This window comes from Iodobacter fluviatilis (assembly GCF_900451195.1).
GTDB classification, from domain to species: Bacteria; Pseudomonadota; Gammaproteobacteria; order Burkholderiales; family Chitinibacteraceae; genus Iodobacter; species Iodobacter fluviatilis.
Window position 1 is genome coordinate 2,131,128 of sequence record NZ_UGHR01000001.1, and the last position, 20,672, is coordinate 2,151,799.

Here is a 20,672-nt window from a genome sequence, read left to right on the forward strand (position 1 = left end):
ATTGTCTATATTGCTATTGAAATCTTTTGTCGAAAAGCAGCTGAAGACTTTTTAAGCGAATAGAAACGGCCGCTTGTGATACTCCGTATTTATTTGCTAATGCATTGGTAATGAAGTTGTAATTTTTTATATTGCATTGTTGGTCGTCTACATAGAGCATGCCGAATCCCTTGTTTTTCACGCCTATGTGCTCAATTAATTTATAAAAATCATTCACTATGTTTTTTTGTGGCATTAGTAAACATGCTGCAAAGTGGTTTGCTTGAAATTCCAAACGTTCTATTTCATCATCACTAATGCATGAGTTATTCGTAGAGAAATCATTTTCTTCACACGTTTCACTGAGCATGTATTGTTTGTGTTCTAGTAAATGATGTGCCAACTCATGGGCGAGTGTGAATCGCAGTTGACCATGGTTATTACAGGACTTCTTGTATATTTTTATTTCAGGTGGTGAGAATGTTATCTGGCCTAAGATTGAGTCGGATATTGGCGAGGATTCATCATAGATGTGTACTTTTAAATTTGAGTTGTCTTCTTCTAGGAGGCATATTTTTTCAAGCGATACCTCCCCATTGTAGTAGTTGATATGATTTAGAATCTTTGTGCATTTTTCTTCTAATACATCTTTTGTTATGTAATGAATTGAATTGTTTTGAATCCGTACTTTTTTCGTAGCGTTATGAGTTTGTTCATGAGCAAGTGATGAGTCGATTGTTAAATCTTCAATCAAATCGCACAGTGCTGTTGTTAGTCTTAACGGGGTTTGTATGTAAAAATTAAAGAATTGGCTTCTATTGTTTGAGTGGGATAATATATTCTGTGTTATATCAATTGATTTTTGAGTGATGAGTTGAGATGGTGTGCGGTGAAGTATCCATTTTATTTCATTTGAAGGGAAGTATCTTACTAGGCCCATCCCTTTTGACCTTGCGAAATTTTGAGCGCCAGATTGGAATGCGGCAGTACTTACTATTATTGCTTTACTATTTGCTGGGCCAACTTGTTGTACTTTGGCAAAAAACTCTTCAGTATCATCGACAGGTACGTTGTGAGAGTAGTTTTTGCATTCGATTAATATAAGTGATGTATAGCAATCTGGATCGGAATAAAAAATCTCTATAGAGATATCGAAAATAATATTGCTTCCACGGTCTTTCGAATAGTAACCTTTCTTTTTAAAAATCTGGCAGTTGGTTCGTTTTACGTAAAAACTGTCCGAGTCAATTTTTTCTTTAAAATAATTAAAGATTTGGTCTTCTAGTTTGTCTCCAATTTGCGTTGTATTTATTTTTTCTTTCATTTTTGTGTAGAGAAATTGAAGTTGTCGCGCTGTGAAATAAGGGTATGACTGTACTATTGCTATTGTGAATGAATGCGGGCAAAACTATGGCTTGTCTGGTTTATTCCGCTTTAATTGGCAGCAGAACCCGCACAATCAGCCCGTGTGGCTGGGCATCAAGTAAGCGGATGCTGCCACGATGCCTTTCGGTGATTTCTTTAACAATGGCCATCCCTAGTCCGCAGCCATTACCTGTTTGTTCGCGGCGATAAAAGCGCTCGAACACGCGCTCTTTGTCGCTGTCTGGAATCCCTGCGCCATCGTCTTCTACTTCAACCACGTAATGCTCGCCTTCGATACTCAGGCGGGCGGTGATATTACAGCCGCGTGGGATGTATTTAATGGCGTTTTCGATCAGATTGGTAAACAGCTCGCGCAGCAGGGCAGAGTTGCCGTGCATGGGCGCTTCGGATATATCGGTGTCACAGCCCAGATCCATTCCGGCAGCCAAGGCGCGTGGCACACATTCAGCCGTCAGCTCGCGTATCAGTTTGGCCAAATCAAGCGGAACGCGCGGCATGCCCTTTGCACTGTCCGGCTCGGATCTGGCAAGGGTCAGGAGCTGATTAACAAGGTGAATGCTGCGATTGGCGCTGGTGTGCACCATGGTCAGGCGGTTGCTTAGCCCTTCTGGCGTGGTTTCGCGCATGGCCAGCTCGGTTTGCGATTTTAAGCCGGCGAGCGGGGTGCGGAGCTGATGTGCAGCATCGGCAATAAAACGGCGTTGTCTGGCCACACTTTCATTGGTGCTGCTTAATAACTGATTCAGTGCCGAAGTGAGTGCGCCCACTTCTTCAGGTTCATTATCTAGCTGCAGAGGGGATGGGTCTTGGCCTGAGTGTTCTTCAACCCGGCGCTGCAGGCGGGCTAAGGGGCGCAGGCCACGGTTTATACCCCACCAAACCAGAAAACTCATGGCAAAAATCAGGAGGGCCAGTGGCGCGGCAATGGCAATCAGGATTTCTTTAGAAAGCTGGCTGCGTGCTTCGGTGCTTTTGCCCACCTGCACATGCATCCATTTTTTTTGCTGGGTAATTTCTACAGGAAAATAGAGCGAAACAATGCGCAGCGATTCGTTTTGAAGGCGGGCATCATAAAAAACAATCTGATTGTCGGGCTTTAAATGGCTTTGTAGTGCGGGCAGCTCGCTATTACTGAAAATAATGCCGCCTGTATTGAGCGATACCGTATAAAACAGGCGCTCGTCTGAGTCGTCATCCAGTAAAAGCTGAAGAGCATGGGGAAAATCAATAATCAGCCCATTGTCTTGGGGCTTGATTTGCCGGCCAATCGAGCGTGCTGTTTGCAGCAGGCTATCGTCGATCGCCATATTGGTATAATGCCGGGCCACGTTATAACTTAAGAATGCACCGGCAAGCCAAAGCACCCCCTGCGGTATGAGTAACCACAGGAGGAGCTGACGCTTAATTGAGAATTTACCCCTCAACATCCTGCGCTTGACTAGGTTGCTTCTCAAGTAAATAGCCAAGGCCACGAATCGTACGGATCACTACGCCGCAAGGATCTAGCTTCTTGCGGAGGCGGTGTACGTAAACTTCGATGGCATTCAGGCCTACTTCAGCATTTTCTGAGCCCAGCTCACCCACGATTTGTTCTTTGGTGACCACTCGATCAATATTGGACATTAAGATTTCCAATACAGTGAGTTCACGCGCAGACAAATCAAGCGGTGTGTCATTGCACCATGCACGCTGGCCAGCGCGATCCAAACGCAGATTGCCCAGTTGCTGCACGGACTGCGGTAGGATTTTGCTGCGGCGAAGCAGGGCACGCAAACGCGCTTCAAGTTCGGAGAACTCGAAAGGCTTAGCAAGATAATCATCGGCACCTGCATCTAAGCCGGCTACGCGATCTTCCAGGCCATCAAGAGCCGTCAGGATCAGGATAGGCAGGGAAGGTTTATGCTGACGGACGTTTTTTAAAACTTGCAGGCCGTCCATGTTTGGCAGGCCAACGTCCAACACCACAACTTCGTAGTCATTGTGCAGTAAAATTTGTAAGGCTAGAGCGCCATCGTTAACACAATCAACTTGAAAGTCAGCCTGAGACAGGCTGGTTTTCAGAGCGTCAGCGAGAATTAGGTCGTCTTCAGCGAGAAAGAGCTTTGTGCTCATGTTCTGAACCTCGTTTTGTAAGAATAAGCTTACCGGCAGTTTAACTGTAATTTCTTTAATACCCAAGTTAATTTTGTGCACCTAAAGCCCGGGCCCTGCTCAATGTGCATTGTTGTGTATTGTCTATAGCAGTGTTGTCAGTAAGTAGCCAGCCAGAAAGCTCTTTTTTTGTCAGCGCGGTTAAAGCATCTATCCAAAGAGGGGAATCATTCAGGCAGGGGATGAAGTGGTAGTCCTTACCACCGGCCTGTAAATAGTCTTGTTTTCCTTCGATGGCTATTTCTTCAAGTGTTTCTAAGCAGTCAGCTACAAAGCCGGGGCAGACTACATCCAGCCTGCCTGTACCTGCCTTGCCCAGTTGCTTTATGGTGGCTGTTACATAAGGTTGCAGCCATTCGGCGCGGCCAAAGCGGGATTGAAAGGCCACGGTGTATTCAGATTCGGCAAGGTCCAACTCTTCTGCCAACAAGCGGCCGGTTTTGCGGCAATAACAGTGGTAAGGATCGCCCTTGTCCAGAGTGTAGCGCGGCACGCCGTGAAAGCTCATCAGCAAATGGTCGCCGCGTCCTTTGGTTTGCCAGTAAGCGCGAACCTGCCCTGCCAGCGCTTTAATATAGCCTTCGTCATCATGAAAGCTGCGCACAGTCCGCAGCGCGGGCTGGTTGCGGTAGGTGGCGAGTATCCGGCCCACTTCATCAATGACAGTGGCGCTGGTGCTGGCTGAATATTGGGGGTAGAGCGGCAGGACTAGTAATTTTTCACATCCTGCAGCTTTCAGTTTGTTCATCTGCGCTGCAATTGAAGGCTGCCCATAACGCATGGCATAGTCGACCAAAACCTCTGGGTGGCCTTGCTCGCCCAGCCAGCCTTTTAAAAGCTTAGCCTGTTTTGTTGTCCAGACTTTTAGGGGTGATCCTTCGCTCATCCATACACTTGCGTATTTTGCAGCCGTTTTTTTGGGGCGAAAAGGCAAAATAAAGGCATTCAGAATGGTCAACCACACCAGTCTTGGTATTTCTACCACGCGGGGGTCAGACAGAAACTGGCGTAAATAGGGGCGAATCGCTGCGGGTACAGGTGCCTCGGGGGTGCCAAGATTGACTAGCAGTACGCCGATCCTGCTGGCTTGATCATGGCGAAATGGTGGTTCAGGCAGAAATGAAGACATAGGAATAGGCTCGGATTGTTTTTCTGAATCATAACAGGCTCTGTTTAATTTGATTACACGAGAAATAACGCACTGCTTTCTGCAGCTTTAATAGCGCATCAGTATCCTTTCCATAACGGGCCGCAATGTATTGCTGAGTGATGTAATGAATCTGCTCGTGATGCTGGGGTAATTGCAAGCTGGCACGCTGGCCAAATGTAAGCGGGCCTTCATGGGGAAGGGGCCGGCAGCCTTTGCGGGCAAGCTGACGGCAAAAGGTTTGCCATACACGGCTTGCGGGATCACGCCTCGCTGCTGTGCTGCGGGTGGCAAGTAAAAAGAGCAGTGCAAGCACGATGCTGCTTCCAAGGGCCATGCGCAGGATAAATTCGCTGGACAATACATCGGGTATGCCTAGTTTCTTGAATAGCTGCATCTGTTTGCGTGAATCGTAACCTATCACCCACTGATTCCAGCCATTCACCAGACTGTCCCAGTTTAAGCGCAGATGGTGGATCCACTCTGGGGGTGCGCCTTCCATAAAAGGCAGGCTGTCGGCCTGATTTAAGCTGATATCCGGCCCGTTACTGATGCGCGAAGGCGAAATCATGGCGGTGGGGTCTGCCCGCTGCCAGCCGCCTTGCGCCAGCCATATTTCGCTCCATGCGTGTGCATTGGCTTGCCGCACAATCAGGTATTTGCCGTTGTTATTCCATTCCCCGCCCTGATAGCCGCCTACTACCCTGCTGGGAATGCCTGCTGCGCGCATTAAAAAGGTAAAGCTGCTGGCGTAGTGTTCACAAAAACCTTGCTTATGTTTAAACAGAAAAGTGTCTATGGCATTAGGGCCTTTATTGAGCGGGGGCTGCAGGGTGTAGCTGAAACCGCCTTGCTTCAGAAAATTTAAGCCTTGCCTGACGCGTTCCGGAGGGGGGAGCGCACGCCAGCTTGCTGCCAGTGCACGGGTTTGGGTATTGCCTGTCTGTGGCAGTTGTAATGCACTTTGTACGGTGTCGTCCTCGCTGGTCCGCCAGATTAAATGACTGCTTAAGTGGTAGCGCTGGCGCTGGCTAACGGGTGCGCTGTTGACCGCCTGCAGGCGATTACTCATCAGCGCGCTGTCTGGAAGTGTGCCGGGGATATCCAGTGCCAGCAGCCAGTTTAAATTATGCGGCTCCATGGTCATGGTGTAGTTAATGGCCGGGCCAAGGGGGGTGATGGACGGGCCGCCGGCAACTGTGACAGGGACTTGCAGCCAGGCTTCTCCATCAAAGAGATCAAATACCGGGCCGCGCCAGTACCTTGCCTGCGGTTTAGGTATGGGGCCCTCAAACTCCACCCTGAAGGCGACGGACTCGTCTCTTGAAAGTTTACTAAAATCGCCGGGCCGCATTTCATCGCTTAGACCTGTGCGGGCAATGGGCTGCTCGTCGGGCATGCTCCAGAGCGGGGGCAGGCGTGGGAAAAAAACAAATAAGAATAGGGCAAAGGGTAGCGCTTCACACAGCATATAAAAGAGCTGCTTTACCAGTACCTGCCCGGTTTGCAGGCTTTGCCACTGCATTAATTGCCCGGTGATGGCCAGCATGGAAAGGCTGGCCCAGAGCAATATCCAGCTGGCAGGCACACTTAAAAAACCTGCACCTACCAAAAAATAGGCTAACAGGCTGACTACTTTGATGTCTCTTGGTGTGCGTGTTTCAAAAAGCTTGACGGTGGCAAGGCTGGCCAACGTGGCTACACCGCCTTGCCTGCCGATTAAGGTTTGATAATCCAGCCAGATTAATGCAAATAAGCCCACAGAAAGAATCAGGCCAAAATAGGTCGGGGGCAGGGCTTTCCCGCTATAGGCAATCCATGCGCGCCAGAGCAAAAGCAGCCCTAGTGCCAGCGTCAGCCATGGGCTGAATTGCAATCCGTGCGGCACCAGCACCAAGGCTTGGGTGGCAATCAGATATTGCATGGGTTTGCGTGCAAGCGGCGTATTCATGATGGCCCAACGCTGCGGGGTACTTGTTCATCAAACAGGGCTAGCGCATTCAGGCAACTGATTTGATGCGATTCACCCAGTGCCGGGGCTATATGCACGCCCGGCAGTGACAGGCCAAAAGGCGTGCCCATTTGCTGGGCCACTAAGATCCATGCGCTTAGCCTAGATAAACGTGCCTCTGTTTCCATGCCGGTGAGTTGCTCCCAGCTAAACACCTGAGAGGCTGCGCCTTGCGAGTCAAAAAATTTAACAGGAAGCGATTCGCTATGTGCGGCTTGTTTCCATGCAATTCTGCGGAGTGAATCGCCTGTCTGGTAGGGGCGCAGGCCTGCAAAGTCTTCTTCGCTGCGCCCTGTGCTGTTGCCCTGATTGTTTTCGGCAAGCCATGGAGGCGGGTCATTTTCTGGGCGGGGCCAGACGATGCAGCGTGCAGGGCTGTTGAGGTAGCTCCATGCGTGGCACCAGCCCACGGGATAAAAACTGGATAAATGCAGAGTAGGAGCAAGAAGCCAGCCGCGCTCATGGCTGAGCAGAGGAATGGCCAGCTCGGCCTCGTGCTCCACCGTGTTAAGGACTACTTTGCTTTGATTTGAAAACTGAAAAATAAGGGCGTGGCGGCTTAAGCTGCTGTGGTGGCTGATATGAAGCGGAAACGAGGCCACTTCACCGGCAAAAACGGCCGGAGCATCAAAAAGCTGTAAGCGCAATTTAAGTAAATTTCTGAAAGTTCGCAGGAGTACTGCATGCCCCAGCCCCAGTAGGGTAAAAGCAAATAAATAGGCAAGACTCAATTGGTAATTGATCGCCCCGATCAAAATCAGGATGGCAGTAAAGCAAAAGGCGTAACCAAAGCCGCTAGGTAAGATATAGATACGATCATACTTCAGCACGAGTGCGCTGCTTTGAGCTGGGTGCCGTTTGTTAAACCAGCGTTGCCGGCTTTGCCTCAGAAACTTAAGCATTATTAAGGGATGGGTGTTTCTAAGATTAATGCCCTGACCATTTCAATGGCCGCTTTGCCGCTGCCCGGCATCACTAGCCTGTGCTGGCTTACCGGTAGAAAAACGGCCTGAATATCTTCTGGTAAAACCAAGTCACGGCCATCCAGCCAAGCCCATGCTTGGGCTGCATGTAGCAGCCCTAAGGCGGCACGGGGTGAGAGGCCACACATAAAGCGCCCTGGCTGGCGCGATGCCGCGATCAGCATTTGCACATAATCAAGCAGCGCGGGCGCGATATAAACATCCCGTACGATTTGCTGGCTGGCTTGTAAATCGCTGCTGCTGATTGCTTCTGTCAATGATTCTATTAAATGACGTCTATCTGATCCCGCCAGCATGGCGCGCTCGGCTTGCGTATCGGGGTAGCCCAGCTCAATGCGCATTAAAAACCGGTCTAGCTGGGATTCGGGAAGCAAAAATGTACCGATTTGATGCGATGGATTTTGTGTGGCAATCACAAAGAAAGGCTCGGGCAGGGGCCATGTGGTGCCATCGGCTGTGACTTGGCCTTCTTCCATGGCCTCTAAAAGGGCGGATTGAGTTTTGGGTGAGGCCCGGTTGATTTCATCTGCGAGCAGCAGTTGCGTAAAGAGCGGGCCGTGGTGAAATTGAAAACGCTGGTTTTCTCTGTCATAAATAGAAACCCCCGTCAGATCGGCAGGGAGCAGGTCGCTGGTGAACTGAACCCTTTGAAATTTTAGCCCAAGCGTACGCGCAAGCGCATGGGCCAGCGTGGTTTTGCCTACACCGGGAAGGTCTTCAATCAGCAAATGACCCTGTGCCAGCAGGCAGGAAAGCGCCTGACGGATTTGTACAGGTTTGCCCAGAATAATGGCTTCAAGTTGCTTGAGTACCGCAGGCAGGCGTGGGGCCATGGGATGGCTTCCTGTTTATTGTTCACTTCAGTGTTGACCATGAATCGCAAACTGTCTATTCGCTTTCGTTGCCAGTGTATTTGCCCAAGGCGTAAACTAACAGTCAGAATAGCGTGTACTAAGGGTTGATGCAGCCTGTTGTTGGCTGAATCAAGGTGGTTTAAACAGGTGGCGAAGGCAGCCTGACTTGAAGGGGGTAGTGCCGGTGAGTAGTGGTCCAAGCGCTTATATTAGTCACCCCGCCTGTGCGATGCACAATATGGGTAAGGGGCATCCTGAGTGCGCGGAGCGCTTAGAGGCCATTAAAGATCGTTTGATGGCGGCAGGGATATGGGATTTCTTATGGCATATTGATGCGCCTGCTGCCACGCGGGAGCAGTTGGCACGGGTGCACGGCACCGAATACCTAGATCGCCTTGCGCTGATTTCCCCTACACATGGCTTTGTACATGCGGACCCGGATACGGCGATGAATCCATTTACCCTGAGAGCGGCTTATCACGCGGCCGGGGCGGGTATTGCAGCGGTCGATGCGGTGATGCAGGGCAAGGCGGCCAATGCTTTTTGCGGGGTGCGCCCGCCAGGGCATCACGCAGAAAGAAATAACGCGATGGGTTTTTGTTTTTTTAATAATGTGGCGGTCGCTGCGCGCCATGCTTTGGATCAGTATGGTCTGGAGCGGGTAGTGATTGTCGATTTTGATGTTCACCACGGGAATGGCACTGAAGATATTTTCTGTGAGGATGATCGGGTGATGATGGTGAGTTTTTTTCAGCATCCTTTTTTTCCGTACTCAGGGGATGTGCCTCGTGGTGCGAATATGCGTAATTTCCCGATGCCCCGTGGCACAACGGGCGCACAGTTCCGTGACTTGGTTTTGGAAAAATGGCTGCCCATTTTAAATGAGTTCTCTCCACAGTTAATTTTGATTTCCGCAGGTTTTGATGCGCATTTAGAAGACGAAATGTCGACCATGGGCCTCGTGGAGGCGGATTATGCATGGGTGACTAAGCAGCTTATGAAGGTGGCTGATCAATATGCAGACGGGCGCATCGTGTCTTTTCTGGAAGGCGGCTATGATCTTTCGGCCCTGGGGCGCAGTGTGGCGGCTCATATTAAAGAGCTGGCTGATATTTAGGGGCTATTGTCGCTCTTTCGGCATTTCGCCGGGGCGGGAAGGGGCAGAGCGCAATGCCCCGCCTGAAAGTATCCGTGCCGATAAAGCATCGGATGGCGCGCTTGTCGTGGATGTGCGTCCTTTAAAAACATAAAAAGCGGCCGGGGGCGATTAAGCGGGAAGCGGATACCCAGCCGAGGTGTGTTTATATTTATTACTTGCGATAATCTGACAAGCTTCTGTGCTTCACCTTTGCTATAAATGCCACTGAGATAACAATAAGTGGACAGCAAGATGCGGGGCTTACTTTTACTTCTGTTGTTTGCTGTGCTGGCCGCCTGTGGCGGCGGGGCGAGCGATGTAAGCAGCGGGGCCGCCAGTGCGGTTGCTGTGGCCAGTGGTGCGGCCCAGCTTTCTGTGGTGCTGCAAGATAGTGCCGGGCAGACCTCCGCAACGGTTTATGCAAACTCCATCTCTGCCTTGGTGGTAACGCTGAGTGATGCAAAGGGGCAGCCCCTGAGTAACCGCGTTGTTAAACTTGGCGTAAGCACCTCTTCCCTCAGTCAAATCAGCCCCGATACGGTGTTAACCGATGCATCAGGGCGGGCGCAGTCTCAGCTGATAAGTAACGATAATACGGGTGCAGATTCGATTAATGCCAGTATTGATGTAGATGGCAAATCGTATAGCGCTGCGTTTAATTACAGCGTCAGATCGCTTAATTTTGCACTGAGCACGCCCAAGCTCGATCTGAGTACCGTATCGGCAGGCGGCAGCGTGGGGGTATCGGTCAATCTGAGCAATAGTGATACAGGGCTGGCTTTGGAAACGCCTGTGAACGTGAGTTTTAGCTCGCCCTGTGCCGATGCAGGCAAGGCCTTGATGTCTTCACCCGTTTTGTCGGTGGTGAGTACGGTTAATGGCGTAAAAGCGGCGGTGGCATCCAGTACTTATCAGGATAAATCCTGTGCGGGTAGTGATGAAATTACTGCAACGGCCACGCTTGGGGGCGTGAGCAGGTCTGCTAAAGCAACACTGTCTGTGCTGGCTGCCTTGGCGGGCAATATTGAATTTGTAAGTGCTGTTCCTGAGCTGATTTCTTTGCCGGGAACAGGCGGTAATACCAGTGCTGTGGTGCAATTTAAGGTGAAAGATTTACAAGGCAGCCCCTTGGGTGGGCAATGGGTCGATTTTGCTTTGAATACCACGGTGGGTGGCATCACCTTGGTGCAAAGTGCCGCGCAAAGCCAGCCTGGCACAGGGCTCGTACAAGTGGTGGTGAATGCCGGTGCGGTGAGCACGGTGGTACGGGTAACGGCTACGCTGCGGGGTGCTAATCCAGCAATCAGCAGCCAGTCTAATGCGCTGACGATTTCAACTGGTTTGCCGCATCAGAACGGCTTTAGTTTATCTGCAGATATTGTGAACCCAGAGTTTTATACCCTTGATGGCAATAGCGTTGTGCTGACAGCTAGGGCATCGGATCGCTTTGGTAATCCTGTGCCCGATGGCTCTGCGGTGAGCTTTATGACTGAGGGCGGTATCGGGACGATTACGCCGCGCTGCACTATGGTAAATGGGGCTTGCAGCGTCACTTTAGTCAGCTCCGGAAACCGGCAAAAATTAGTGGGTGCCGGGCGAATGACCGTGCTGGCGCATATGGTGGGGGAAGAGAGCTTTAATGATCTGAATGGCAACGGGGTGTTTGATACGGGGGAAAGTTGGTCGGATCAGGGCGAGGCTTTTTTAAACGCCGATGAAACCGCACACGCTGCGCCCATGACACTGCTGGCCGTTGATGGCGCTGGCTATGTTGAGCCTTTTATCGATTTTAATGGCGATGGCGTCTATAACGGGCCGGACGGGCAATATAACGGCGTGCTGCGCTCGGCAAGCATTCCTAGCTCAGTTGCTAAAACCATCCATGTATCAAGCAGCAGAGTGGTAATCTGGTCGGCAAGCGCCCTTGGCAGTAATGTGCTGACTTATCCTCTGAGTGCAGGCAGGCTTTGTGCGTCAGGCAGCCTGATTAGCCAGTTTGCTTTAGCTTTGCGGGATGCGAACGGCAATGTTTTACCGGCTAAAACACAACTTGATTTGGAAATAACACAGACAGTTTTGGTGGATGCTCTGGGGAACGCAATTAATAACCCCGCACAGTTAACCGGCCTGAGCAGTTTTACGGTGCCAAGTACTGCGGTTGTTCCGCAATTTACTGGTACTTTATCGGCCGTGGCCTGCCCGATTCCTGCTGATGCGCAACTGGTTGTAAAAGTGAAGTTTCCCAGTGGGGTTGAAACCTCACAAAGTGTGCCCTTGAATTAAAAAAAAGCCATGTCAGATGACATGGCTTTTTTGCTATTTAATCCAGTGACTAGCGGCAATAAACATCCCGCCAGCGAGCGCCATTGATACCGGCAGGGTCAGTACCCATGCCAGCAGAATGTTTTTTACGGTCTGGCTTTGTAAGCCGCTGCGATTGGCCACCATGGTCCCCGCTACTGCAGAAGACAAGACGTGGGTAGTTGAAACAGGCATGCCGGTGAGGCTGGCAATACCAATGGCAGATGCGGCGGTGATTTGCGCGGCCATCCCCTGACTATAAGTCATGCCCTTATTGCCGATCTTCTCACCAACGGTCAGTACAATTCGCTTCCAACCAATCATGGTGCCAAGGCCAAGTGCTAAGGCGATGGCTACGATGACCCACTGCGGTGCATATTCGGTGGTGGCGGATAAATCTTTACGCAAGCGATCTAGATCTGCTTTTTCAGTTGAGGTGATGCTGGGCAGCTTACTTACTTTTTTTGCGGTGTCGTCAAGACAGAGCAGCAAACGGCGTACACGAATACGTTCTGTTTCAGAAAGTTGTTCGTAGTTATGAATGCCAGCCAGCTTGGTCACCAGCTCATTACTGGCTGGCATGGTTTGCTTGGAGTCGCATTTAAATTGTGGTGGCAGCGGGTCTTGTGCGTTTTGATCAATGAAGTCGTTCAGGCGGTAGCTGTTGCGGCTGTAAAATTGCTGCAAATGCAGTGCCGCGTCGTGAGTACGCTCAATTTGGTAGGTAGTGCTGCTCATATCCACCACAAATTTACCCGGTACAATGCCGATCAGAACCAGCATTAACAAGCCAATGCCTTTTTGCCCGTCGTTGGAGCCGTGGGCAAAACTGATGCCCAGTGCAGATAAAATCAGCGCAACGCGAGTCCAGAACGGAGGATGTTTTTTGCCATCCAGTGCTTTGCGTTCGTCCGGCGTGTTGTGCATGCGCGAATCAGCGCGAAATTTTTTCAGCAGCAGCAGTAGGCCCCCAGCGACCAGAAAACCCACGGTAGGGGAGATCAGGAGGGAGAGCATAATGTCGATGGCTTTCTGGGTATTGATGCCTTCAAGTAGAGGAATGTCGGTCATCCATGCATTGGCAATACCCACACCCAGAATAGAGCCAATCAGCGTATGCGAGCTTGATGCAGGCAGACCCAGATACCATGTGCCCAAATTCCAGATAATGGCTGCCGCCAGCAGCGCAAAGACCATCACAAGGCCTTGTCCGGATCCTACATTCAGTAAAAGCTCAACAGGTAGCAGATGAACAATGGCATAGGCAACGCCTAAGCCACTGAGTAATACACCAAAGAAATTACAGATGCCCGATGCAACCACGGCAAGATGCGGAGGCATTGCTTTGGTGTAAATGACGGTGGCAACAGCGTTAGCCGTATCGTGAAAGCCGTTAATAAATTCGTAGGTAAGTACAAAGCCAAGGGCCAGAACCAGGCTGATGGCAACGCCATAGTCAAGGCCACTAAAAATATCGGGCATGGTAGGGGTAAATGAGTGATGACGGCGCGATTATGCCCCAAAAAGGCCCTAACCTGCTTTGATTTCAGCCGTATTGCAGTAAATATTCTTTATAAAATATTTACTGCTTTTAGGACGAGCAAGAAACGCCGATCTGTGCCGCCCACTCTGGCGGCAGCTCTGCATAATGTTCAAAATCGGTTTGCTCATCAAAGGGGTGCATCAGGCATTGCTGTAAGGCTTTGATTTCTTTGAAGTCACCTTCGTCTCTTGCTTTGCGGATGGCGATCTCGGCCAGATAGTTGCGTAAAACATATTTGGGATTAACCCGGTTCATCTCGGCTTGCCGTTCGAGTGGGTCGCGGTTTTCGGTGCTGATACGAATTTGATAATCAGCATACCAAATATCAAAGGCACCTCTGTCTTGAAAGTGGTCACGCAGCTTTGCGCCAAGCTGTGGCAGATTGCGCCAGAAGTAAGTCCAGTCGCAGCGGCTGCGATGCATTAGCTCAAATAGGGTGGTAATTAGCCCCCAGTCGCTCTCCTGCCAGCAAAGCAGGCCCAGCTTTTGGCGCAGTAAATCGGCGAAGTGGCTTTCAAAATGCCCCTGATACTGCTGCAGGGCATGTAGGGCTGATTCTCTGTCCATTAGAGGAAGTAAGGCCTGCGCCAGTACCTGCAGATTCCATAGGCCCATCTCCGGCTGCTGCTTGTAAGCGTAGCGGCCACTGTCGTCGGAGTGGTTGCAAATATGCCCCGCATCAAAGCCATCCATAAAGCCAAACGGGCCGTAATCAAGCGTCAGACCCAGAATCGACATATTGTCAGTATTCATTACGCCATGGCAAAAGCCGGTGGCCTGCCATTTTGCAATCATGACAGCGGTGCGCTCAATGACGTTTTCGAGCAGGGCCACATAAGGATTAAGGGCAGAGGCACATGCCGGGTAGTGATGTTGTATCACCCAATCGGCCAGTTCTCTGAGTGAATCAATATCATTTCGATAGTGCTCAAAATGACCAAAGCGCACAAAAGTGGGCGCAACTCGCAATACAACTGCGGCGGTTTCCATGCTTTCCCGCCATACGCCCTGTGCTGATCCGGCCATTCCCAGTGCACGGGTGGTTGCAATGCCTAGCCCATGCATGGCCTCAGAGCATAAATATTCACGAATCGATGATCTGAGCACGGCTCGGCCATCTGCGCGGCGGGAATAAGGCGTAGGTCCTGCCCCCTTGAGCTGCATTTCCCAATGCTGGCCATTATCCGCTAGGTACTCGCCGATCAAAATGGCTCGCCCGTCGCCCAGCTGGCCTGCATTGACGCCAAACTGATGGCCAGAATACACGCTGGCAATCGGCTCGCTGCCCTGAGGTAAGCGATTGCCGCAGAGAAAATCCGCGAGGCTGGCTGTGGGCTCTGCTTCACTGGCAAGACCCATCTCATCCGCTAATTCGGTATTCCATGCAATCAGATATGGGGAGGGCAAAGGCGTTGGCTGGATGCGAGTGTAAAAATGTCCGGGTAGACGGCCAAAACGCGGTGTGAGTAAAATTTGATCAAAAGTAAGTTTTGTCATGGATTAACCGCGTTAAGCTTGAGTAATTTAGTCGGGTATTATAACGCTTACACCTCGTTTTGAGGCGGGAAATAAGTAAAAAACGCCAGCCAGTTTGATGATTTGCTTAAACATAAAAATATTGGAGAAAACCAAAATGCGACATTTTCCTGAAACCCCTGCAACCCTGTTTTTAAAGCAACATGCGGCTGTTTTTGCCAGCCATCTTTATGCTTATGAAGAGCATGGGGGCACGAAGGTTTCTGCGCGTGAGCTGGATGTTGCAGAAAACTGTGTAGTAAAAACTTTGATTATGGAAGACGAAGCAGGAAAACCTTTGATTGTGCTTATGCATGGCGATTGCAAAGTGTCGACCAAAGAATTGGCGCGTCAGGTTGGCTGCAAAAAAATTGAGCCGTGCAAGCCTGAGGTGGCCAATAGGCATACCGGCTTTCTGGTGGGGGGGACGAGCCCCTTTGGAACTAAGAAAAAAATGCCAATTTATATTGAGAAAACAATTCTTGATTTGCCTCTGATTTATATCAATGGCGGGCGTCGGGGCTATTTGGTCTCGCTGTGTCCTGCAGAATTAATGCGAATACTTAAAGCGCACATTGTTGAAGCTGCACTCCGTTGAGTTAAAGCCAGTCTTTGGGTTTATTCAGGAGGGGAGATTGTTTCTTTCTCCCCTTGGCTACAAGTTGCCTGCGTGAGGTGAAATCAATGCCTCTGCAGGGTTAAAAAGTACCGGCCCTTGCTAGGTATTGCGGTTTGTGCCTGATCTGGCCTCGCTTGGGTGGAATAGCATGGATGGATTTCTTTCTATTGCTTATTGAGGAGTAGGGCTTATTTCCTCGTATATTAGAGAGTAATGTCAACCTGTCTTTGTGTGGAGTGACCGGTATTAATTTTGAAGCGCGATCAATGTTTAAATGTTGCCGTGTTAACTATTAAATGTGCCGCGTCATGAATGTTCAGTTCCTCATTGACCAACTCAGAAAAAATATAAGTCCGGAGCACTTTCCCATTCAGCTGGAGGCGCGTTATCCACGCGTTTTGGCGCAAATAATGAATAGCTGGGAGCTGGATCAGCTCGATGCTTGTTTTAATGATTTACTGCTCCAGGGGCAGCAAAAGCAGGATGAATTCCCCGGGGAAATCGTTCTGGAGATTTTTCGTCTGCAAGTTGCACTCGATGCCGTTCCTCAGAAAACGCTGGAGTTATGGGGCGATATCCCGGAAGCCAAGGTTAATCCAGAGGTCAAGGCTTATCCTCTGTCTAAGGCCGCTCTGCAAGCTCAAATACGCAGGGATGCCCAGGCTATTCTGGCTCAATATGGATTTAGTGTAAGTTCCGAAGGGTTGCATCAGGCGATTGAGCAACGCCACTATAACTTGCTGCCGCAATTTGTCCGTGCGGGAATGCCGGTAGAGCTGGCAGACGATGCGGGCTGGACGCCCGTTATGCACGCCTGTTTTGCCGGAAGACTTGATATCGTCGTTGAGCTGATTGCGCTCAATGCCAATCTCTTGGTTACAGATTGCTATGGATATACTTTGCTGCATTGGGCTGCGCTAAATGGCAATGCCGATCTTGTTGCGCTCTTAATGAATTATGATTTAAATCCGCAGCAAACGAGCAGTAAAGGAATTACGCCGCTGATGCAGGCGGCCGCTGGCGATCATGTTGCGGTAATGAAACTCCTCGTTGCAAAGTGCGGCATGCTGGCTGTTCACGCTCAGTGTAAGGAGGGCTGGACCGCGCTGCATAAGGCGGCGGTGAACAAAAAAGTGAGTGCTGCGCTCTGGCTTGCTGAGCACGGCGCCGACCCCTATTTACGCAATCAGCGTGGCGAATCCGCTTGTTCATTGGCGCTTGAACTCAATCAGCATCGTTTGTACGATTTACTGAGCGAATGGGCCGATCGTCATGCTGCAAAGTAAATGGCTACCCTGCAAATCAAAACGCAGCAAATGTGTTGTGGCGTTTTTTGCAAATGTATCTATTTAAATTCTTGCAACGCATCAAGTCATCCGTATCCGATTGAATTTAGCCGTTATTAAAAGGGGGGGGGCTCTGGCTCTTTGATTGGAATGGGCCATTTTTGAAAGAAATTCGCCCTTGCTGTAGTGTGTAAGCAAGCGCCGTTAATGACGAAAAAAGAGACCGCTTATGCAGTCTCCTTTTATGCGCGTGAATCTTTAGATTAATTCCAAGTAAAAGCTTACAGATTGAACCGGGCAACCACCGTATTTAACATGAGCGCTTGTTTATCGAGCTCCATTGCGGTATCTGTGTTGGCTTGTACCGCAAGATTGTTTTCTTCGCTTGCCTGGGCAATACGCTCGATATTCTGGCTGATCAGGTTACAGACTTGGCGCTGTTCGCGCAGTGAATCCACAATGGCATGAATAGCGGTGTGGACTGATTGGGCCGCATCATGGCTGTTTTGCACTGATTGGGCGGCCTCGCCTGCGTGCTGCACCCCAATCTGCACTTCGCCCAGAGCCTGATTCATGATGGTTGCGGCTTCGGTGGTGCCTGTCTGAATGGCATTAATGGTTTCGTTAATTTCCAGCGTGGATTGGGTAGTGCGTTCGGCTAGTTTTCTGACTTCGTCCGCAACAACCGCAAAGCCCCTGCCCATATCTCCTGCGCGTGCGGCTTCGATGGCCGCATTCAGCGCCAGCAAATTAGTCTGATCTGCAATATCGCGGATCACCCGCGCAATCTGGCCTACTGCGTTGGAGCGGTCTTGCAACTGCAGAATACGCTCTGTTGCCGAGCCTATGGTGTCGCTCATTTGTGATAGTGCGGTTTGCGTAGCCCGAATTACTTCGCTGCTGGTGTGGGTGGCTGCCAGTGCAATATTGGTTGAAGTGCTCACATCTTCTGAGTTGTCAGTAATGATGGAGACGCTGACCGTCATTTCTTCTACCGAGGAGGCCAGAGAGGCTGAGGCCTGATTTTGTAAATCAATGGCCGCAGATGTTTGTGTGCTGCCTAGGCTTAGCTCATTCGATGCACTGCCGATGGCTCTCGAGCTTTTGGCGATTTCCTGGACGGCGCTACGCAGACTGCTCTGCATATTTCCAAGGCTGTCGAGTAATGCGCCCAGCTCGTCTTTGCCTGAACTGGGCTTGTCTTTGCTTAAATCGCCTGAGGCAATGATGCTGGCAAAGAGCGTGGTGCTGCGGACGGCGTGGCTGATATCACGGATGAGCCATGCTGATATCACAACCAAGATGAGAGTGATTGCGGCAAGCAGCATGATGTTATACATGCGAGTGGAGAGATAGGCCTGCTCAGAGGCCTCGTGATCTTGTTTGGCCACATCAAGCTGCAAGGTGATGAGCTCTGATATTTTGTCGGATACCGGCTCTATTGCTGGATACATATCATGAACAACCAATTGATCTAATGCGGCCGTGTCTTTGTTTTGCATGGCCTGTTTAAGTTTGGTGCTGATTTGATTGGCCCGTTTCATCAGCTGCTCATTTTCATGAGCGAGGCTACTTTCTTTGCCGTCCATTTTGCTGGCCATATAATTGCCCCAATCACGGCTGATGCCTGCTTCTGCCGTATTGATCAGGCTAATGCCCTGTTCTGCCGCCAAGCTACCATTTCGTACTTTATGGCTTGTATCCACAATATTCACCGCGTAGAGGTCTGCTACGCTTTTAAGATCGCGTAATGGCACAACGCGGTCTTGGTAAATACTATTCATGGTTTGGTTTGCTTGGTGAATACCATTGAGCCCAATTAGGCTAGTAATCACTATGGCAATGATTCCCAATGCACTCATGAGGATTAAACGTAAGCGTAATGACATGGCTGTCCCCCAGTTGTTCTCTAAACATTATGTGGGGTATTTTTAAATAGATTAGTATTTTTTTCTATTTTTTTTGTATGGAATAAAAGATGCATGTTTTTGTGTTGTATTTTTAATAAATTATTGTTCTTTTTTGCGGGGCAGGGGGGCTTTTGCTTTTTCAGAAAGTTTTTCGGTAAGGATATATTTTGTTGGTTTTCTGTGGTCAAGTCTGGACCTGTGTTTTTTGATCTGAAGTGATCGGTTTCTATTTGCTATTGTGTGTTTTGTTGCTTGATTTGCTGCGGATGTATTTTTTTGTTGCACGCCATCATTATTCTTAAAACTGAGTGTTTGTGAATAACGAGTGATTTTCCCTATGTTTTTTTACAAGTAAAATGACTGTTTTATTTAATTGTAAGTGTTTTATTAAGAGAAGATTGCCCGTTTGCGTGGCAATCCTCTGTGTGATGGGTAAAAAACATGCCGTTCAGCCCTAGTGCCGTTCACTTAAGGTATTGGTTTTGCTTCCCCCTTTGTAAAAGGGGGATTGAGGGGGATTTGCCTTTGGTTATTTGCTTATTAAAGCTCAGTGTCTACTGCAAATCCCCCCTGGCCCCCCTTTTTCAAAGGGGGGAATTAAGCAAAATCGCTTAAGTAAACGGTTTTACCGTTCAGCACGCTGTTTTTATGTAAAAGGGTGCTCGGTTTGTATCCATTCTTCGAAATGATCATCTTCAAAACGGTATATGCCACGGTCTTCCCTGGATAAATGCTGCTTTTCAAATAAGCGGGCCAGCGCATTATTGACTGTGTGGTTAGCAAGCTCGCCAAGCCCTAAGTGTTCGCCTAGTTTTTGCCGTGTGCTTTTACTGCTTAATCCGGTTAGTCTTGCTGCAATGTATTGCAGAATGATTTGATCTACAGGAAGTAATTCATTCCAGAGGCTGTCAAAACCCTGATCGGTATATGTTTTCGCCAGCGCTCTTTCTATAGCCGCTTCGCAGCCATAAAAGGGGCGAATTAAATATTCCTCTAAAAAGCGCCGGAATAATTCGGGGGTTTGTTTGAGTCTATTAAATGCAGATATGCCGTCCTCAATGCTCAGGTGGTAGTTACTGTCTAGGATATGATTACTTACATTGATCATATATTGGACGAATAAATTATCCAGCAGGGGGAAGGGTTCTACTGGCGCCCAGTTGTAAAAGGGCTGATTGGACTTGGCAAACATATCGCGCAAAGTATGCTCGCTGCTGCCTGTAAATATCACGTGAATTCTCTGCTTACGAATATCCAGCCCGGCGCGCAGCGCAGCGGCTAAATCGTTATTGCTGGCGCTGGCTAAAATTTGCGCTTCGTCGATAAGCAGCAAAATGGTGTCATTGGTTTGGTCTATTTTTTGCCACATCTTACTGATCAGGCTGGACGTGGCCGCGTCGCTTTCAAAGCGGGTTTCCAAGCTGCCTTCGGCCAGCGGGCTTTTGGCGCTGAGCTTGATGGAGCCCATTTTTTTGCTGCTCATTTTTTTTAGGCGGTCAAGTAAGCCATCGCTGTTTTGCAGGCTGTGAATTACGGCCGTTGCAACACCCTCGCTGGTGTTGTCCCGGCACTCCCATAAATTAATATAAATTACCCGGTAGCCTTGCCTGCTGGCGAGCGGGGCAAGGTCTTGCAGTAAAAATTCAGTTTTTCCCATGCGCCGCCGTGCAAACAGGGCCCTGCTGTTGCTGAGCTTTAATGCAAAGCTTTTAAGATAGTAGTCCGCTAGCTCCGTGCGCTGAAAGTGCCAGTCAGGCGCGCTCTTTTCGCTCATGTTTATCAATATCTATAGTAATTAAACATGTCTTAATTATATAGATATAGGTAAATGAGTCCATCTATGGCTTGA

Annotated in this window: 15 protein-coding genes; 4 read left to right on the top strand and 11 right to left on the bottom strand. The window is 49.6% G+C overall.

Going from position 1 to position 20,672, the window contains the following annotated elements:
* Positions 1–13 precede the first annotated feature (13 nt).
* From DYD62_RS09780 to DYD62_RS09810, 7 genes are all read right to left on the bottom strand, one after another.
* Complete coding sequence (locus DYD62_RS09780) at positions 14–1,303, bottom strand: ImmA/IrrE family metallo-endopeptidase (RefSeq protein WP_115227169.1); 1,290 nt, start codon at positions 1,301–1,303, stop codon at positions 14–16.
* A 100-nt stretch (positions 1,304–1,403) separates the two neighbouring features.
* Positions 1,404–2,729 carry a sensor histidine kinase gene (locus DYD62_RS09785; RefSeq protein WP_233702899.1) on the bottom strand — a complete coding sequence of 442 codons (1,326 nt, stop codon included), beginning with the start codon at positions 2,727–2,729 and terminating at the stop codon, positions 1,404–1,406.
* 49 nt (positions 2,730–2,778) lie between these two features.
* Positions 2,779–3,477: a response regulator transcription factor gene (locus DYD62_RS09790; RefSeq protein WP_099396974.1), complete on the bottom strand. Its 699-nt coding sequence runs from the start codon at positions 3,475–3,477 to the stop codon at positions 2,779–2,781.
* 67 nt (positions 3,478–3,544) lie between these two features.
* A complete protein-coding gene (gene hemH / locus DYD62_RS09795; protein WP_115227171.1) occupies positions 3,545–4,645 on the bottom strand; it encodes a ferrochelatase in 1,101 nt (366 codons plus the stop codon).
* A 28-nt stretch (positions 4,646–4,673) separates the two neighbouring features.
* The gene (locus tag DYD62_RS09800; protein WP_115227172.1) at positions 4,674–6,614 is read right to left on the bottom strand and encodes a transglutaminase TgpA family protein; all 1,941 of its coding nucleotides are present in this window, start codon (positions 6,612–6,614) and stop codon (positions 4,674–4,676) included.
* Positions 6,611–7,504 (bottom strand): DUF58 domain-containing protein, encoded by an 894-nt coding sequence (locus tag DYD62_RS09805; protein ID WP_165928618.1) that lies wholly within the window; start codon positions 7,502–7,504, stop codon positions 6,611–6,613. The genes DYD62_RS09800 and DYD62_RS09805 overlap by 4 nt, the downstream gene beginning before the upstream one ends.
* A 74-nt stretch (positions 7,505–7,578) precedes the next feature.
* The gene (locus DYD62_RS09810) at positions 7,579–8,490 is read right to left on the bottom strand and encodes an AAA family ATPase (RefSeq protein WP_115227174.1); all 912 of its coding nucleotides are present in this window, start codon (positions 8,488–8,490) and stop codon (positions 7,579–7,581) included.
* 205 nt (positions 8,491–8,695) lie between these two features.
* Here DYD62_RS09810 and DYD62_RS09815 point away from each other — a divergent pair, with 205 nt between their 5' ends.
* Positions 8,696–9,628: a histone deacetylase family protein gene (locus DYD62_RS09815; protein ID WP_233702900.1), complete on the top strand. Its 933-nt coding sequence runs from the start codon at positions 8,696–8,698 to the stop codon at positions 9,626–9,628.
* A 273-nt stretch (positions 9,629–9,901) separates the two neighbouring features.
* Positions 9,902–11,932: a hypothetical protein gene (locus DYD62_RS09820; protein WP_115227176.1), complete on the top strand. Its 2,031-nt coding sequence runs from the start codon at positions 9,902–9,904 to the stop codon at positions 11,930–11,932.
* Between the two features lie 33 nt (positions 11,933–11,965).
* Here DYD62_RS09820 and DYD62_RS09825 read toward each other — a convergent pair whose 3' ends face one another.
* Positions 11,966–13,387, bottom strand: a complete 1,422-nt coding sequence (locus tag DYD62_RS09825; protein ID WP_373280369.1) for an inorganic phosphate transporter — start codon at positions 13,385–13,387, stop codon at positions 11,966–11,968.
* A 154-nt stretch (positions 13,388–13,541) separates the two neighbouring features.
* Positions 13,542–14,990, bottom strand: coding sequence for a protein adenylyltransferase SelO (locus DYD62_RS09830; RefSeq protein ID WP_115227178.1), 1,449 nt, complete (start codon positions 14,988–14,990; stop codon positions 13,542–13,544).
* Positions 14,991–15,126: 136 nt separating this feature from the next.
* On the opposite strand from DYD62_RS09830, the gene DYD62_RS09835 reads away from it, so the two are divergent.
* Together DYD62_RS09835 and DYD62_RS09840 are read left to right on the top strand one after the other, a co-directional pair.
* Positions 15,127–15,606 (top strand): aminoacyl-tRNA deacylase, encoded by a 480-nt coding sequence (locus DYD62_RS09835; protein ID WP_115228260.1) that lies wholly within the window; start codon positions 15,127–15,129, stop codon positions 15,604–15,606.
* Positions 15,607–15,935: 329 nt separating this feature from the next.
* Positions 15,936–16,913, top strand: a complete 978-nt coding sequence (locus tag DYD62_RS09840) for an ankyrin repeat domain-containing protein (RefSeq protein WP_165928619.1) — start codon at positions 15,936–15,938, stop codon at positions 16,911–16,913.
* A 281-nt stretch (positions 16,914–17,194) separates the two neighbouring features.
* Here the strand turns inward: DYD62_RS09840 and DYD62_RS09845 are convergent, their stop codons facing one another.
* A complete protein-coding gene (locus tag DYD62_RS09845) occupies positions 17,195–18,802 on the bottom strand; it encodes a methyl-accepting chemotaxis protein (protein ID WP_115227180.1) in 1,608 nt (535 codons plus the stop codon).
* A gap of 667 nt (positions 18,803–19,469) precedes the next feature.
* Positions 19,470–20,597, bottom strand: a complete 1,128-nt coding sequence (locus DYD62_RS09850; RefSeq protein ID WP_115227181.1) for an ATP-binding protein — start codon at positions 20,595–20,597, stop codon at positions 19,470–19,472.
* Between the last annotated feature and the right edge of the window lie 75 nt (positions 20,598–20,672).

Bases quoted from the DNA above. Each gene is read 5' to 3' on its own strand.
- DYD62_RS09780 (WP_115227169.1), bottom strand. From the start codon at position 1,303: ATGAAAGAAAAAATAAATACAACGCAAATTGGAGACAAACTAGAAGAC.
- DYD62_RS09850 (WP_115227181.1), bottom strand. From the start codon at position 20,597: ATGAGCGAAAAGAGCGCGCCTGACTGGCACTTTCAGCGCACGGAGCTA.
- DYD62_RS09840 (WP_165928619.1), top strand. From the start codon at position 15,936: ATGAATGTTCAGTTCCTCATTGACCAACTCAGAAAAAATATAAGTCCG.
- DYD62_RS09845 (WP_115227180.1), bottom strand. From the start codon at position 18,802: ATGTCATTACGCTTACGTTTAATCCTCATGAGTGCATTGGGAATCATT.
- hemH (WP_115227171.1), bottom strand. From the start codon at position 4,645: ATGTCTTCATTTCTGCCTGAACCACCATTTCGCCATGATCAAGCCAGC.
- DYD62_RS09835 (WP_115228260.1), top strand. From the start codon at position 15,127: ATGCGACATTTTCCTGAAACCCCTGCAACCCTGTTTTTAAAGCAACAT.
- DYD62_RS09800 (WP_115227172.1), bottom strand. From the start codon at position 6,614: ATGAATACGCCGCTTGCACGCAAACCCATGCAATATCTGATTGCCACC.
- DYD62_RS09790 (WP_099396974.1), bottom strand. From the start codon at position 3,477: ATGAGCACAAAGCTCTTTCTCGCTGAAGACGACCTAATTCTCGCTGAC.
- DYD62_RS09810 (WP_115227174.1), bottom strand. From the start codon at position 8,490: ATGGCCCCACGCCTGCCTGCGGTACTCAAGCAACTTGAAGCCATTATT.
- DYD62_RS09830 (WP_115227178.1), bottom strand. From the start codon at position 14,990: ATGACAAAACTTACTTTTGATCAAATTTTACTCACACCGCGTTTTGGC.
- DYD62_RS09820 (WP_115227176.1), top strand. From the start codon at position 9,902: ATGCGGGGCTTACTTTTACTTCTGTTGTTTGCTGTGCTGGCCGCCTGT.